The sequence below is a fragment of the Chamaesiphon sp. genome, assembly GCF_041737865.1.
GTDB lineage: Bacteria > Cyanobacteriota > Cyanobacteriia > Cyanobacteriales > Chamaesiphonaceae > Chamaesiphon.
This window is the reverse complement of sequence record NZ_JBGSQZ010000125.1, coordinates 1-15891: the sequence shown is the minus strand read 5'-3', so window position 1 is coordinate 15891 and position 15891 is coordinate 1. Positions and strand designations below refer to the sequence as shown.

Annotated in this window: 13 protein-coding genes and 1 rRNA gene; 8 read left to right on the top strand and 6 right to left on the bottom strand. The window is 45.8% G+C overall.

Features of this window, described 5'->3' with window-relative positions; translation table 11 throughout:
* Positions 1 to 266 precede the first annotated feature (266 nt).
* Complete coding sequence (locus ACEW9J_RS09125; protein ID WP_373544818.1) at positions 267 to 743, bottom strand: hypothetical protein; 477 nt, start codon at positions 741 to 743, stop codon at positions 267 to 269.
* A 106-nt stretch (positions 744 to 849) separates the two neighbouring features.
* Here ACEW9J_RS09125 and ruvB point away from each other — a divergent pair, with 106 nt between their 5' ends.
* Complete coding sequence (gene ruvB, locus ACEW9J_RS09120; RefSeq protein WP_373544819.1) at positions 850 to 1989, top strand: Holliday junction branch migration DNA helicase RuvB; 1140 nt, start codon at positions 850 to 852, stop codon at positions 1987 to 1989.
* A 62-nt stretch (positions 1990 to 2051) separates the two neighbouring features.
* On the opposite strand, the gene ACEW9J_RS09115 is transcribed toward ruvB, so the two are convergent.
* Together ACEW9J_RS09115 and ACEW9J_RS09110 are read right to left on the bottom strand one after the other, a co-directional pair.
* Complete coding sequence (locus ACEW9J_RS09115) at positions 2052 to 2891, bottom strand: class I SAM-dependent methyltransferase (RefSeq protein ID WP_373544817.1); 840 nt, start codon at positions 2889 to 2891, stop codon at positions 2052 to 2054.
* Between the two features lie 185 nt (positions 2892 to 3076).
* A complete protein-coding gene (locus ACEW9J_RS09110; protein WP_373544816.1) occupies positions 3077 to 6904 on the bottom strand; it encodes a GAF domain-containing protein in 3828 nt (1275 codons plus the stop codon).
* 100 nt (positions 6905 to 7004) lie between these two features.
* Here ACEW9J_RS09110 and ACEW9J_RS09105 point away from each other — a divergent pair, with 100 nt between their 5' ends.
* The 3 genes from ACEW9J_RS09105 (at position 7005) to ACEW9J_RS09095 (ending at position 10223) form a co-directional block, all read left to right on the top strand.
* Positions 7005 to 8183, top strand: a complete 1179-nt coding sequence (locus ACEW9J_RS09105; protein ID WP_373544815.1) for a response regulator — start codon at positions 7005 to 7007, stop codon at positions 8181 to 8183.
* A 168-nt stretch (positions 8184 to 8351) separates the two neighbouring features.
* On the top strand, positions 8352 to 9779 hold the full coding sequence (locus ACEW9J_RS09100; protein WP_373544814.1) for a cobyrinate a,c-diamide synthase: 1428 nt from the start codon (positions 8352 to 8354) through the stop codon (positions 9777 to 9779).
* Positions 9780 to 9920: 141 nt separating this feature from the next.
* Complete coding sequence (locus ACEW9J_RS09095) at positions 9921 to 10223, top strand: hypothetical protein (RefSeq protein WP_373544813.1); 303 nt, start codon at positions 9921 to 9923, stop codon at positions 10221 to 10223.
* A 438-nt stretch (positions 10224 to 10661) separates the two neighbouring features.
* On the opposite strand, the gene ACEW9J_RS09090 is transcribed toward ACEW9J_RS09095, so the two are convergent.
* On the bottom strand, positions 10662 to 10793 hold the full coding sequence (locus ACEW9J_RS09090) for a hypothetical protein (protein ID WP_373544812.1): 132 nt from the start codon (positions 10791 to 10793) through the stop codon (positions 10662 to 10664).
* Between the two features lie 23 nt (positions 10794 to 10816).
* On the opposite strand from ACEW9J_RS09090, the gene ACEW9J_RS09085 reads away from it, so the two are divergent.
* Positions 10817 to 12187, top strand: coding sequence for an FAD-dependent hydroxylase (locus tag ACEW9J_RS09085; protein WP_373544811.1), 1371 nt, complete (start codon positions 10817 to 10819; stop codon positions 12185 to 12187).
* On the opposite strand, the gene ACEW9J_RS09080 is transcribed toward ACEW9J_RS09085, so the two are convergent.
* Both ACEW9J_RS09080 and psbQ read right to left on the bottom strand, forming a co-directional pair.
* Entirely contained in the window at positions 12173 to 13258 is a 1086-nt protein-coding gene (locus ACEW9J_RS09080; RefSeq protein WP_373544810.1) for an NAD(P)/FAD-dependent oxidoreductase, read from the bottom strand. The genes ACEW9J_RS09085 and ACEW9J_RS09080 overlap by 15 nt on opposite strands.
* Positions 13259 to 13467: 209 nt before the next feature.
* Entirely contained in the window at positions 13468 to 13911 is a 444-nt protein-coding gene (gene psbQ, locus ACEW9J_RS09075) for a photosystem II protein PsbQ (protein ID WP_373544809.1), read from the bottom strand.
* A 166-nt stretch (positions 13912 to 14077) separates the two neighbouring features.
* Between psbQ and ACEW9J_RS09070 the strand changes: the two genes are divergently transcribed.
* The 3 genes from ACEW9J_RS09070 to ACEW9J_RS09060 all read left to right on the top strand — a co-directional run.
* On the top strand, positions 14078 to 14347 hold the full coding sequence (locus tag ACEW9J_RS09070; protein WP_373544808.1) for a hypothetical protein: 270 nt from the start codon (positions 14078 to 14080) through the stop codon (positions 14345 to 14347).
* A gap of 148 nt (positions 14348 to 14495) precedes the next feature.
* Complete coding sequence (locus tag ACEW9J_RS09065) at positions 14496 to 15029, top strand: DUF2808 domain-containing protein (protein WP_373544807.1); 534 nt, start codon at positions 14496 to 14498, stop codon at positions 15027 to 15029.
* 572 nt (positions 15030 to 15601) lie between these two features.
* Positions 15602 to 15891, top strand: a 16S ribosomal RNA gene (locus ACEW9J_RS09060); the annotation flags it as partial.

Genomic DNA, 15891 nt, shown 5'->3' with positions numbered 1-15891 from the left:
TACTCCCTCCCCTTTATAAGGGGAGGGCTGGGGTGGGGTAACGGGACTACGCACCAACTCAAAATTATCAAACAGGGCGATCGTCAACAGACATTTATTATCTTTCTACTTTATCCTGTCGATCGCCCAAAATACTTAGGAGCCTAAGTAGAATCACAACGAATATATCGATCCTAAATCAACCCAGAATACTGGTGCGTTACGGCTATCGCCTAACACACCCTACATCAACATAGCTTTTTATTTAGGATTGCTATGTTAGTCAGTTAGATACTCAATGCTGCTTTGATTTTAGAGAGGGCTGAAGCTTCGGTAGGACTGACTTTGGGATCTCCCGAACCGAATAATCCGCTGCCAGCCGCACTGGCAACGGCTTCAGCACAAGCATAGATAAACTGTTTGAATTGGGTAATTTCTTCAGGTGTCGCCTTAGTGCCAATCGTGGCGATCGCAAGATCGACAGTCGCAATTGCATTTGTGACGATCGCGCCAGACTCGATATCTTCGGCTTTGACATCTGGCTTACTGCGCTGGATTTTGCCGCTAGAGAGCACCGCTTCGGAGAAAGTAGCTTGGACGATCGAGTTAGTTGGATATTTTTTGGCTGCACCAGCGAGTTCTTTGGATAGTGCGACAGCTTCGATCGCTGTCGAAACAATCCCCACATCAGTTAGTGCTACTGCCATCCCGATCGCCATTGGAGCTTGAGCGATCGTATTTAGTTCTTCGGGAGTATATGTCATGAGCGATTAACTACTTGGTCTGATAGGACTAGATGTATTTTAACAGTTTCAAGTTAATCGACTATTAATTGAGATAATGAGAGAAATCGCTCATCTCCCATCTGATATGGCAATTATCTCCTCCAAACAACCAGCCGCCGATGCCCAACAACAACCCAAGGAAAGGAAGAAACGTACTCCCAAGCAGTCAGCGATCCCGATCCAGTTAGCATCTGTGGACTCAGAGATATTACAAGCAGAGATCGCCACCACTGAAGAAAAGATTCAGGAAGAAAGTCTCCGACCTAGTAGTATCAGAGAATATATCGGTCAAAAAGATCTTAAAGGCGTACTCGATATTGCGATCCAAGCGGCGAAAGTCCGTCAGGAATCCTTGGATCATTTGCTCTTATATGGGCCGCCAGGATTGGGTAAAACCACTATGGCTCTGATTCTAGCGTCGGAAATGGGCGTAAATTGCAAGATTACGGCAGCTCCAGCACTGGAACGTACCCGCGATATCTATGGGATTTTGATGAGATTGGAGCCAGGAGATATCTTATTTATCGATGAGATTCATCGCTTACCACGAGTAACTGAAGAAATTCTCTATCCAGCGATGGAGGATTTTCGGCTGGATATTACTCAAGGACAAAATGCTACTGCTAAAATTCGGAGTATTGCCCTCCCCAGATTTACATTAGTGGGAGCGACAACCAAGATCGGTTCGCTGACAGCTCCATTACGCGATCGATTTGGATTGGTACAGAAGCTCCGCTTTTATGAAGTAGACGAATTGACGCTCATCGTCCAACGGACGGCGGAAATTTTGAAAACAGCGGTAACTCTAGAGGGTGCGGTAGAAATTGCCAGACGTTCACGGGGAACGCCACGGATTGCCAATCGATTGTTGAAACGGGTGCGGGATTATGCACAGGTAAAAGGGTATGCTCAAATCGATGGGTCGATCGCTAGTACCGCGATGGAGATTTATAATGTCGATCCATTAGGATTGGATTGGGTCGATCGATTGTTGCTGACGACGATGGTGGAGCAGTTTAATGGTGGGCCAGTAGGATTAGATGCTTTAGCAGCCTCTACAGGTGAAGATAGTCATACGATCGAGGAAGTCTACGAACCGTATTTATTGCAAATCGGCTATCTCCAACGGACTCCACGCGGACGAGTGGTGACGGCTGCGGCGCGGAAGCATCTAGGCTTGAAAGGAGGGGACGATCGTACCGAACAGTTGTCTCTATTGGAATAAACCCGTATGCCCTCATCCCCAGCCCTTCTGTCTCAGGGAGAAGGGCTAGGGATGAGGACAAGCTATGGGATTTCCATCGATATCTTGCTAGCTACATGGAAAGCCGAAAGATAAGCAAGTGGAACTCGATCGCCACAAGTTTGCGCTAATATATCTCTCAATTGTGCTAATAGCTCGTGTCGGCATTCTGGAGATAGAGCGATCGCAGGTGAATAAGTAGTCAAAAGTTGGAGATAATCATCGATCGAGTAATTTACTTGATTCGATCGGGATTCTTCTTGTAATTCTGAGAATAGACCAGAATCGATTGCTGCTTTTGCAAATATTCGCATTTCGCTCAATTGAGTTTCTGGATCTTTGTACTTTGCCAAAGTTGGTATATATCGATCGAATATCTCAGTCAAATCATCGAAGATATGAACAGGTGGCTGCATCGCAGTATTCCATAATATTAGCGAACCGCCATCTTTCAGAAGTGATGCTGCCTTTATATATTTATATTCTGGGGCGATCCAGTGCCAAGAAGTTGCCGCCACAACTGCATCGAATGTTCGAGCTTCTGGTTCACATTCTTCAAAATTGGTGTTAATTATTTCTACATTAGGATATGCAGCCAAATTTTGACAAGCCACATTATAAGTCTCTAAACTTGGTTCTAAGGCAACGATCGACAATCCCATTTGAGCCAAACCAACTGTCGCCGTACCTGGGCCACACCCGACTTCTAAAATCTTCCCAGTCGCGGGGATTTTTGTAACTTCGATTGCGCGATCCAAGAATTCTGGTGGATATTTCGGTCGTACTCGATCGTAAGTCTGAGCAACGGAACCATACCAGCTTTTTCGCTGCTCCTGACTAGGTGTAAATGTTTGGTACCAGTTGAGAATTTCATCGGATTGCATAACCGGATCTGCTGCTAACGATCCTAAATAGTACCCACATTCCGCACTTCGGGAAAGTAGTATGAAAAAAGCTTGGTTTTACGTCGCGGCAATCGACGAGTTTCGATCGGTAGTATCGCTAAACTGTGGAGTCTTTGTGACTAATACGTGTCGTAAAAATTGAAGTGAGAAATGTGTTTTAAATATCAAATCGGCGGTGCGGATCTGAGTAATGATTCGATCGTCGCTACTAATTGGCTCAACTTGACAGGTTTAGTCACATACTCGTTAGCTCCAGCGTCTAGGCATTTTTGTCGATCGGGAGGCATCGCCAAAGCTGTCAAAGCGACAATCGGTATCCCCGCACACTCACGCATCTGACGGATCTGCCGGATGGCTGCGAACCCGTCCATACCTGGCATCTGAATATCCATCAGAATGATATCGGGATGATGGAGCTGGGCTAGATCGATCGCCATGCGACCATTTACTGCTTCGATCGGTCGATATCCCCGACTTTTCAGATAGCCTGTCATGGTTTCCATATTTGCCTGATTGTCTTCGACTACCAAGATCGCTGCTTTTTGCCCAGGTGCGGGGGTGGATTCGGGATTTATCGTTAGAGGATAGGCTACAGGTGGTAACGATGTGGGGACGGTGATTTCTCCGCTCGGACAAAAGGGCAAAGCTACCGTAAAACAACTACCCCGATTTAATTCACTCTGAGCTGAGACAGTCCCACCGTGCATTTCGACAATCCGCCTGACTAGAGCTAAACCTAGTCCGGTTCCTGCATACTGGCGACTGAGGCTGCTATCAATTTGGACAAAAGATTGGAACAGCTTATCCATATGTTCGGGAGCAATCCCGATCCCAGTATCGATAATTGAGAAGACGATTTGCTGTGGTGGTGCTGGATCTGTCTGCTCCCTCGTCTTCCCATCCCCTTGCCGATCGATTACCCGCACATCCAGGGCAATACTGCCACCTGCTGGGGTAAATTTAACTGCATTGCTGAGTAAATTGATCAGGACTTGACGACAGCGGCGATCGTCTAGCTGAATATTGATGCGGTGGAGGTAGTCAGGTAGTTGGGTAGTCAGTCGAATTTGCTTTTTCAGGGCGAGTTCTTTGATGAATAAGAGGCTATTTCGACAGAGATCTTGGATCGATACATCTGTCAGCTCCAGCTCAAACTTGTTCGCTTCGATCTTGGACAGGTCGAGAATGTCGTTGATGAGAGCGAGTAGGTGTTTGCCACTCTTTTCAATTAGGGACAGCGACTTACGCTGTCGATCGGTAATGGAGCCAAAGACTTCATCTTGCAGTCCTTCAGACATCCCCAAAATGGCATTGAGTGGGGTTCGGAGTTCGTGACTCATATTTGCCAAAAACTCATCCTTGAGCCGAGTAGCGCGGGCGAGTTCTTGGTTGGAGACTGCCAACTGTTGGTTGCTCTGACGCAATTGGGTTTCTACCTGGTGTCGCTCTGTCAATTCTTGCTGCAACTGCTCGAACAGACTCGCTTGCTGAATGGCAATCGCTAATTGGTCGGCAATTTGTTGGAGTAATTGGGCTTCGCCATCTTGCCAGTGACGATGGGAAGTACATGAATGGACGCTCAGTAACCCCCATAATTGAGTCTGACCTGTGGTATCGATCCAACTATCAGTACCATCTCCAGAGCGGAGCAAAATCGGTGCGACAATTTTGGATTTGACATATGTCATCCCCACCGACGCTTCTAACTGCACCGACCACGCATCCTGCATCACATCTACAACGATGCGAGGTTGACCCTGGAGGTAGAATTCCAGCTCTGCTGGGCAAAACTGTTCGCGTTCCCAATTCATCCCCACCAAGCCAGGATACTCAGGGGCGACAAATTCTTCAACAGCCCGAATTTTGCGATCGGGAAATACTTGAAAAATGGTCGCCCGATCGACTTGCATTAATTCATTGACTTGTTCGGTTGCTGTTGCTAAGATATCTCTGACTTGCAACGAATTGCGGATTTGCTGGGCGATCGCCCCAAGTGTCTGCTGTTGGCGGAGTTGCTGGGCGATCGATTCTTCTGCTTGCCATCTGACACTTAGTTCTAACTTGACTTTTTCATAGAGGGTAGCTTGTTGAATGGCAATCCCGATCTGTTCGGCAATATGTTTGATAAAGTCAACCTCGATCGGTTGCCAAGCTCTTGGTGCCCCACAATGATGGATACAGAGTAAACCCCACAACTGGATCCCATTGAGCAATGGTATGACTAAATATGCTCGTACCTGAAATTTTTCCAATACCTGAACTTCACAGTCTAGCAGTCCCGCGGTATAAATATCTTCGACCACATTGATTCGATCTTGCTGGTAGTAATCCGCCAACTTTTCGGCAAAGCAAGGATCGTGAAATTTCGATCCCAGAATCGAGTCAAAATTGGCAGTTACAGATTCAGCCACACATTCACTTTCGACAAAATTGAAGTCAGAGGAAAATTTGAAGATGCCAACTCGATCGGTTTGCATAAATTCTCGAATTTCTCGTACCGCCGTCTCAAAAATGGTCGGCAGTTGTAAAGATTTACGAATCCGTTGCGTCATTTCTCGCAACACAAATTCTCGTTCGGCTTGTTGCCGAATGGTGGTTTCGGTTTGGTGACGGATTGCTTCGTCGTGTTTGACTGCGCTGATATCGAAGTTAATCCCGATCGTGCTGTATGGACGATCTCGCTCATCCCGCTGCACCAAACCATACGATTTGATGAAATGAATACTCCCATCAGGATGGACAACTCGAAATTCTGGATCGAATTCTACTTCTCCGAGTAGGGCTTGTACTAGTTTGACTTGAGTGGCGGCTCGATCGTCGGGATGGATCGCTTGCACCCAGTCGGCATAAGTATTGCGGCGATCTAATTCCGAGTTGGATCTCGTCATTCCATATAGTTCATACATCCGATCGTCCCAAATCAACCGATCTTTGATGATGTCCCACTCCCAACAGCCCAAAGCTCCAGATTTGAGTGCCAATGACAACCGTTCGGATAGCTGATGTAATTGGGTTTCGGTATGTTTGCGATCGGTAATATCTTCATAAGTCCCTAATACCCCAATCGTATCGCCATTGAGGTTCCGCAATGGTAATTTGTTCGTTTTGACCCAAGCTGAGGTGCCATCCGCTCGCGTCTGGGTTTCGATAATTCCCAGTTTGGCGATGCCCGATGCGATCGTTTGTCGATCGTCAGCGCGATAAGCATCCGCTTCATGCGCTCCCCAGGGCAGATCGTAGTCGGTTTTGCCAATAATTTCTGTGGGCGAGCTTAAATTAGCATCTTTGGCGAAGTTATGGTTACAACCCAAAAAGCGCGACTCTCGATCCTTCCAAAAGACCGCCAGCGGGAAGGTATCAAATACAGTTTGCAGAAATTGCTGTGATTCGCCCAGATCTAATTTTGCCTGTTGATAAACTACTTGAGCACGACCGCAAAATATTTGGATTTGAGTTTCTTGCTCTTGCAACTCGGCACTTTGCTGTTGGACACTTGCAGTTAAAGCCGCGACTAAACGATCGTTGAGACTTTCCCGCGTCAATAGTCCTACTAAGCAATCTCTATCGTCCACCACTGGTAAATGGCGAATCTGGTATCGATCGAGCAAACTCATCGCCACAGCTAGATCCGTAAAATCACTAACCCGCAGCGTGACTAGATTTGATGTCATCACAGATCCAATTGTTAGCCGCTCCAAATCTTGCCGTGCGGCAATTAGTCGCATCACATCCGATTCTGTCAGGATTCCCAGCAGTCGCCCATCTTCAACAATTAAAACGCAACTAGATCGCGTTTGGCTCGGTAATTGAGGCGATTGGCTCACAGCATCGTCTATCGATGATGGGCAAACTAGATCGATGTCATTCCTCCGCACGTTGGCAATGCCACTCTGGAGCGCAGCCATGACGGTCGTTTCAGGATGCACCACGATCGAATCACGGATGATTGCTGCGCTCGGTTCGGGCTGTGGCAATGAGATGGGTTCGAGCATTGATTTTCGGTGAGGATGCTGTCTTTAGAATGCCCTCAATAGCGGAGTTAATTTGGGTAGTCAAATGGGCATTCTAAAAGAAATATCCCAAAGCGATCCTATGAGTAGCTCTTCCATCCTAATTATTGACGATGAACCAGATAACTTTGATGCGATCGAAGCACTTCTGTCGAGTGAAAGTTATCAACTGCACTATGCTAGTTGCGGCGAGGATGCCATCTCCGCTCTAGAAAAATTCGCTCCTGATGTCATCTTGCTGGATGTGATGATGCCCAGTCTCGACGGTTTTGAAGTGTGTCGGCGGATCAAATTGATGTCTCAGTGGCAGGGTGTACCGATTATTATGGTTACAGCTCTATCTGGAAAGGAAGACTTGGCACGCTGTCTCGCCGCAGGAGCTGATGATTTTGTCAATAAGCCCGTTAATGGTCTGGAACTACGGGCGAGAGTCAACTCCATGCTGCGAATTAAAAAACAATCCGATCGAATTCAATCTTTTTCCAAATTGCAGCGGAATAACATCCATTCCTTAGCAAATAATTTAAATGAAATCCGCTTAGATTTAGCTGTTGGTTTTCCTAATGAATTTAATTCACCATTGAGTATCCTCTCGGACAATATCGGGCATCTCAAGCAAAATATCGAACACCTAAGTTTGCCAGCTACACTCCAGCTTTTAGAATCGAGCGAACGATCGGTCTCCAATCTACACACATTAACTCAGAAATTTTGGTTTTATTTAAAACTTATCGTCGATACACCCACACCAAATCATACCGATCGATCTATCCCAAAATTCATCTTCGAGGCGATCTTGACTACTCGATCGGCCCAATTACCAAAACCAAATCATCACACTTGCGAAGTTGAAGATGTCACATTGGCAGTGAACGTCGATCTGGCTGAGTGGATTTTTAATGAACTACTCGACTATGTATTAGATCGCTACCAAGCTAATCTTTTTCTAAAAATTCACGGTCAAGTTATCGATAACGCCTTTCATCTATCATTATCTAGCTTGCAATTAAATAACCAGACCGCATCAAGTTCAGAGATCTCCAGTTTCATCCAATTTAATACACCCACTGATGAAAATCCAGAATTGGCGATCGGTTTAAAAATCGTCAAAAAGATCGTGGAGATTTATGATGGGATATTTTTGATGTCCAGTGGCGATCGAGATGAAATAACATTTTATCTAACTTTACCATTGGTGCCAAATAGCTTACCCACGATCGCCGAGCAGTTGGCTGTAAATACCGTGAGTCATCAGTCTTAGCTGCAACCATCCCACTTTCAACATCGATCGGGTTCTAATCGCAACCCTCAGATTCTCGCTGTCTGCCGATTAGCCGATCGCTAGCAGATCTCAAATGGGTTATATAGTAATTAAATGAGAGTAGGTGGGAGCAACTCTCTAATACCTTATCCCTGATTGTTATAACTTATGTCGATCGCGATCGCTGGAGAACGTAGTGGTGTGGGTAAAACCACTGTCACCCTAGCCCTACTCGCCGCTTTACGGCGCAGACAGCAGACAGTACAATCTTTCAAGGTTGGCCCAGACTACATCGATCCAATGTTTCATAGCTATGTGACTGGGAGAGCCTGTCGAAATCTCGACCCGATTTTAACTTCAACAGCCTACGTTCAGCAATGTTTCGATCGCCACAGTCAGGCAGCAGATTGCTCGATTGTTGAAGGGGTGATGGGGTTATTTGATGGGGCATCAGGGACGACTGATGCCGGAAGTACAGCGCAAGTCGCCAAGCTCTTGAATATCCCTGTCGTTTTGATCCTCAATTGTAGTAGTACTTCCCGATCGATTGCCGCGATCGCGCACGGTTATCGGACTTTCGATCCCCAGGTACAGATTGCTGGCGTAATTCTCAATCAAGTGGGTAGCGATCGACACCTCGAACTACTCACTGCTGCCCTCTTACCGCTCCATCTACCGATCTTGGGCGTACTCAATCGGCGCGATGACCTTCGCATCCCCGATCGTCATTTAGGGCTGATTCCAGCCGGAGAATTGACCGACTTAAACATCACACTCGATCGACTCGCTGATGTTGGCGAAGCTTGTTTTGACTGGGAACAATTATTACCACTACTCACTAGCCAACCGATCGCACAGCGTAGGAACGGGTATACTCTTACTTCCTCCTCCCTCCTACTCCCCTCCCAGGCGGGTCTGGGGGTGGATTCTAAGGTAAAATCACCTCAAAAAATCCGGTTAGCCGTAGCCAAGGACGCCGCGTTTAATTTTTACTACGCAGACAATTTAGACTTGCTGCGATTAGGTGCCGAACTCATCGAATGGAGTCCATTGCACGATCGACAGCTACCGCCAGATATTCAAGGACTATATTTCGGTGGTGGATTTCCCGAAGTCTTTGCCGAAACACTCGCCGCCAATCAGCCCATCAGACAAGCAGTAAAAGCCGCAATCGTTGCCGGAATGCCAACCTATGCTGAGTGTGGAGGATTGATGTATTTGTGCGATCGAATTGTTGATTTTGAAAACAGATCCTATCCGATGGTCGGCATTTTTTCAACGACAGCAGTGATGGGTAAACGATTAACTCTTGGTTATCGACAACTTACCGCTTTACAAAATAGTTTACTTTTAAATATCGGCGATCGCGTCTGGGGACATGAGTTTCATCGTTCCACTCTCACCGATTTACCCCCATCTCCTCTATGCAATCTTGAGGGCTACGAATCAAAATCGATCTTTGCACCTGAAGGTTGGAGTAGGTATCAAGTACAGGCTGCATATACTCATCTACATTTTGGAGCCAGCCCAAATCTACCAGAGCGATTTCTCAACCACTGTCGTTCATTTGGAAAATTAGTTGTAGCTCAAACATGATTTTATCGATCTCTAAAAATATCTAAACTTGCATCACCTAGATCTCGGAAATTTATGAGTTTGGTGTTAGGATCGGATGACGTCAGGTGCAAAAACTTGACAAACTTTCTATGTAAAGTGTCTACAAATTAACAAGTTTTCATGAACAAACTAATTCAAACCATTGCTCTAACTGCTGTAGTCTTCTCTCCATTGAGCCTGATTAGTCTGATTTCATCTGCTACCGCTCATCACACGTCTTCTCACGTTTCCACCGTAGCAACTGAGATCTCTCAAACCACCAAGAAAAAAAGCACCAAGTCTCAAATGAGCGGCAAGAAAAAGCCGATGAGTGGCATGGGCAACAAAAAGCCAGCTACTGGAGCAGCTAGCGATTCAGGTATGACTTCCCCTTCTGGTAGCGATACGCCGACTACCCCACCCCGCTCGACTACAACACCCTGACCTAAAGCTCTGCACAACAATTCAGAATCTGATAATTCTGGCACCAACAACAAGATTCCTAACCCAGGTACTACTGTTCCGGGCGCAAACCCCTTACCCAGCGGCGTTCCCAGCCTCCCTGCTGATGGTGGATTCAAGTCTCCTAGTGTTCCAAATAGCGCACCCAATCCCCGTTAAATAGTTGACAGTTGACAGATCGCTTTGAGAGTCTAAATCTATCTAAATTTACACCCTAACGTAAGTGTCTCAGGTACTTTCACTGGGGCACTTTTTGATTGGGAAGATCCACCTCGATCTTAGGAGTTAAGCAAATCAGCACAAATATCGATCGCATTAGAAGAGCCTAAAGTTTAGCTACTCCCTTCCCATCATAGAATTAGACATCTAGGGTAAAGGTGGATAGTGGATGGTGAATGGTGAATAGTGGATCTCGACTGTCTATTTCTTGGGTGGGAAGTGAGTAGTATGGTTTTCACCAGCTAAAGTTGAGGCAACCTCGATCGAGTCAACATTTACACCCACCTCCTCAAAAGCGTCATAATAAAGGTTGCGTGAGAGTATATTTACCATTTTTGATTATTTAAGTATTTGTTATGCCACGTCTCGATTCTGTTTCGATTAGTGCAGAGGCTATGCCTAACAGCAAGCAACTACCACCAACCACGATCCCGCTGTTATTGGCAAAAGATCGTCAAACTCTAGACAGCGACGCTAGTGCTACGATCGATCGGGTCGAGACAGAAACGATTTGTTTAGATTACGATCTGGCGATCGTCGGGGGCGGTATCATTGGCAATACACTCGCTGTCGCACTACAAAATTCAGGATTGCGGGTAGTATCGATCGAGTCTCAGGCGCAATCAGTGTCGATTGCCAAAAATCGAGCCTATGTGCTATCGATGCTCTCAGGACAGATTTTCGAGGGCATGGGCATCTGGAACCAAATTTTACCGTTAGTTACCCAATTTAGCCAAATTCAAATCTCTGACGCTGATTATGCGGGAGTCGTCAAGATGTATCCCCAGGATTTGGGTACCGAAACATTGGGTTATGCTGCTAGTCATGAGGTACTATTGACGGCACTCCAATCCAAATTGCAAACTGCTGCAAACATTACCACGATGTGTCCGGCGCAGGTAGTTGGGGTAGATTACACCGAGACTGGTGCAGAAATTACGATCGAAACACCAGATACCGCCACACCAATTAAAATTCGCGCTAGTCTAGTCATCGCCGCTGATGGGGCAAAATCTTCGCTAAGAGAGCGAGCTGGGATTGAAACTACTGGGTGGAATTATTGGCAATCCTGCATCACCGCCACGATCAAACCAGAAAAGCACCACCAAAACGTTGCCTACGAGAGATTTTGGTATGCTGGGCCGATCGGGGTGTTACCATTAGCTGATGGTCGCTGTCAGGTAGTGTGGACGGTTCCACACCAACAGGCTGAACAATTGCAGCATTTACCCACGAGTGAATTTCTTCAGGAGTTAGAGCATTGCACGGGTGGACTCTTGGGTAAATTGGAACTCGATAGCCAGCGGTGGCTATTTCCAGTCAAATTAATGCAGAGCAAGCAATATACCGCCCCACGGTTGGCATTAATTGGCGATGCAGCGCACTGTTGTCATCCAGTGGCTGGGCAAGGCATGAATCTGGGGATTCGGGACGCCGCAGCGTTGGCAGAGATTTTAGTTGCTGCTCATCAAGCAGGGGAAGATATTGGCAGCGACTCAGTGCTCCAGCGGTACACCAACTGGCGCAAGCCGGAGAACTGGGTAATTTTAGCTTTTACCGATTTTCTCGATCGCATGTTTTCCAATCGGATCTTCCCGCTCGTCATTGTCCGACGGTTTGGGTTACTTTTACTCGATCGCATTCCAGTTTTTAAATACCTAGCTCTCCGCTTGATGACTGGGTTAGCAGGTAGAATTCCCCAAGTGGCAAAGTCAATTAGTCAATAACATATCACCGACAATTCGGGCAGTTGCAGGTGCTAGTAAAATACCGTTACGATAATGTCCGGTAGCCACTAATATTCTGCCATTATTGCCAACTCGATCGATTACTGGTGCTGGGCGATGATTTGGACGCGGGCGCAATCCCTGCCAGGTGCGGACGATTTCTCCTCTAGCTAAGTCGGGACATGCTGAGATTGCGACTCGCTCGATTTGCTCTATACCTGCCGCATCCGCCACCATCACCCCATCCACGGGAAATTCTACCGTAGCTCCTACCCAATAATCGTTCCCTCCACAGGGGACGATGTTGACATCATCTTTGACGATAACTGGTTGGAAGTCGGGGTTTCCCAATTGTCGCGGTAGTCGGATTTGGATCGCTTGCCCTAAGACGGGTTGAATTTCGATTGGGGCATGTGGGGAAAGTAAACTAGTTGCACCCAGCCCAGCAGTGACGATGACTCGATCGCTAGTTATCACTGGTAGATCGGATGTCAAAAGATCGCAGCTATCTGGGTTATTTGCCCCAATAGACTCGATCGATCGATCGAAATGAAAATTCACCCCATTCATCTTGGCTGCAACTACTAGGGCATTGGTGAGGGCAACCGGATCGATTTGTAAATCTTGAGGAGAGTAAACTGCGGTACCTGTAAATCGGGGATTAAGTTGAGGAAGTTGAGTAGCTATTTTTCGCGCATTCCACAATTCTAAGTGCCACTCTTGTTCTGTGCGGGTAGTGACTAATTGCGTCCACTTCTCTAGATCGTCTTCAGCCGATAACAGTTTCACAATTCCCTGAGAATTATAGGGGATCTTCAATCCCGTCATTTTCTCTAGTTCGGGAATCAGAGTTTGATAACGGCGAATACTGTCTCGGCGGAGGTTCCAAGCACGACCTTTTACCTTCTGACTGATAATTCCCATCAACACCCCTAGAGCCGCTCCAGTTGCCGCTTGTGCTGGCTGTTGTCGATCGTAAACATCGATTTGATACAGATCTGAGCAACTAAGTTCGTAAGCAATTGTCGCGCCAATAATGCCGCAGCCGATAATACTGATGCTGTTAGACATTTAGGAATTTTAATTAAATAGATAAATTACGGTTTAAATTAATTGATATGGCAATCCCAATCAAAAATCTACGTTGATGTAGTTGATGTAGGGTTTATTGGGCTGCTGCCGTAACGCACCAATATTCTGAACCGGATTAAAATATAACCGATCGAGGGTGCCCACAACACATTAGCCTGTAAAGGCACCCTCGATCGCCGTAATAATACCTATGCTTGAGGAATCAGCTTCTCAAAACTTGCAAAATCCTTCAGAGCCTCGCCGTAATTGCGAATGGCGATTTTGTAATCATTATTACCAGCAGCTTCATCAATTTTATTGAGATGCACAAAAATCTCCTTACCAAGGGCTAATGCTTGCTCCTTAGTTCCTGGTAATAACTCCCTGGATAAACCAGACATCCGAGTTCTGAAATCGCCTAGAGGGCCATGAATGAAGGATTTGACATTGTTCCAATCACGGTTTTCAATGAGAGTAGCCAGTTCTGGTAATCGATCGCTCAATGCGACCACATTCTTATTCGTAGCTTGAATTTGGGCAAGTTTTGCAGCACTATAAGTTGGAGCCTTGGCTTGAACACCATCACCACAGCTAACGATGAGGACAGAAATAAACACGAGTAAAATGGATATCAGCGGACGAAATAGAGACATGATTATCTGAACGATGAGAGGTCAATTAAATAGATCGTACTCTGAGCATACTAGAATTGCTAGGTTCCAGACAATCCATCTTTTCGGTACGATCTCAAGCATAGAGACGATCTAGAGCAGATTATCTAAATATTCTGACACCCTACAATCACTAATTACAAATTTTATGTTCAGAGTATTTGCTAAAGATTACGATCGTCAGTTCGAGCGATGGACAGATGCTCTGAATGCGGGAAATTCGCTCAAATCCAAATGCAAGAGTCTATTTCAAGATGTTCGCATTTTTTATGGAGAAGAATTAATTTGGATCTATAGTCGATCGCACACATATCCTCAGTATATTGGCGCAGGTGTATACGACAAACTAGCCCGATTGTTTATTACCGAAAACGCCACGATGGTAGTAGTTGAAGTAGATGATGCAGAGCAATCTTGATGTATCCTCCTTCCGACTATCCGATTATTTAGCGTACTTCTCTACCTGGAAGCTCAAATTTGATGAACATTAGTAGTCAATTATCCTTAAATTAAGCCCAAATTTGAGTACTATATCTTTAACGTACCAAACTTAGCGCAGAACACAGATGTTAAATATTCAAACAGCTTCGAGATTATTACCAATCCTCGCCCTATTCAGTGGCTTAGTCTCAGTTTTTCCCGCCAATCCAGCTACATCCCAAAGTTTGCCTGGGTTCACCTTATTTAGTGGCGTCGATCCATCAAATCAACTTAGCTATCGTTTAGACTCCGGTAATCGTAACACAGTCGATCGCTATCGGCTCAAAATTCCTGGCTCAAAAATCAACCGTCTAGGTGCCGCCCAACTTCAAATCACTTACCCTGACTATTACAAAGGTAAATTCGATGACAAAGCAGTAGAAGTCTTCGTAGGCGACAAATCAATTCCAGTTCAGTCTGTAGAGTGGAATCGAGAATCTCAAACCCTTCAAATCGATCTCGCTCAAAGGATCAAAACCAAAAACGACATCGAAGTCGTACTTAGTAATGTCCAAAATCCTGATGGAGGGGGGATGTACTACTTTACTTGTCAAGTCAAAAGTAGTAGCGACTTTCCTCTAGCTCGGTACATTGGTACGTGGATTGTAAATATTGATTAGAGCGCGTGATTTTGAAGTCTAGCCGAAACTGGCGCACAGGGAGGTCCATAACTGAGTAAATAGATTTTGGCATTCTGTTTCCCGATCTAAAACCACCTGGCTACACAATTAACCTGTAGAAGTGCCCTCAATGGGTGCATTCATGCTTTGACTAGTCTCAACGTATTAGTACAAGATGAAAATACATCTACTCAAATGGATCTTCGAGAAGTATTTTTGAAAAATATATGACTTAAATACCTCAACTTCAGTAGATTTAACAGTAAAATCCGATCTGAACCGATATACAGCAATAGTTTGAGCCAATTTCGCTCAAAAGCTTGACAAACGCTGGGAGTTCGAGTTATATTAATAAAGCGGTCGAGGGAAACAGCCAACTGCGAACGACGCAAGTCGCTCCCAGAGCCAATCTTGAGATCCTGAACCTAGACAACTATATAGTTTGAAAGCCTATACAACCTCGTTAAATTCGTTAACACGATTATAACAGGTCAATCCAGTTTTGGAAAGACCGAGACTTTGTAATAAGTCTGAAAAGAATTACACCGAGCCAATTCTAATGGCTCTCTATTATTATGGAGAGTTTGATCCTGGCTCAGGATGAACGCTGGCGGTATGCCTAACACATGCAAGTCGAACGGGTATCTTCGGATATTAGTGGCGGACGGGTGAGTAACGCGTGAGAATCTGCCTTCAGGATGGGGACAACAATTGGAAACGATTGCTAATACCCGATATGACGAAAGTTGAAAGATTTATCGCCTGGAGATGAGCTCGCGTCAGATTAGCTAGATGGTGTGGTAACGGCGCACCATGGCGACGATCTGTAGCTGGTCTGAGAGGATGAGCAGCCACACTGGGA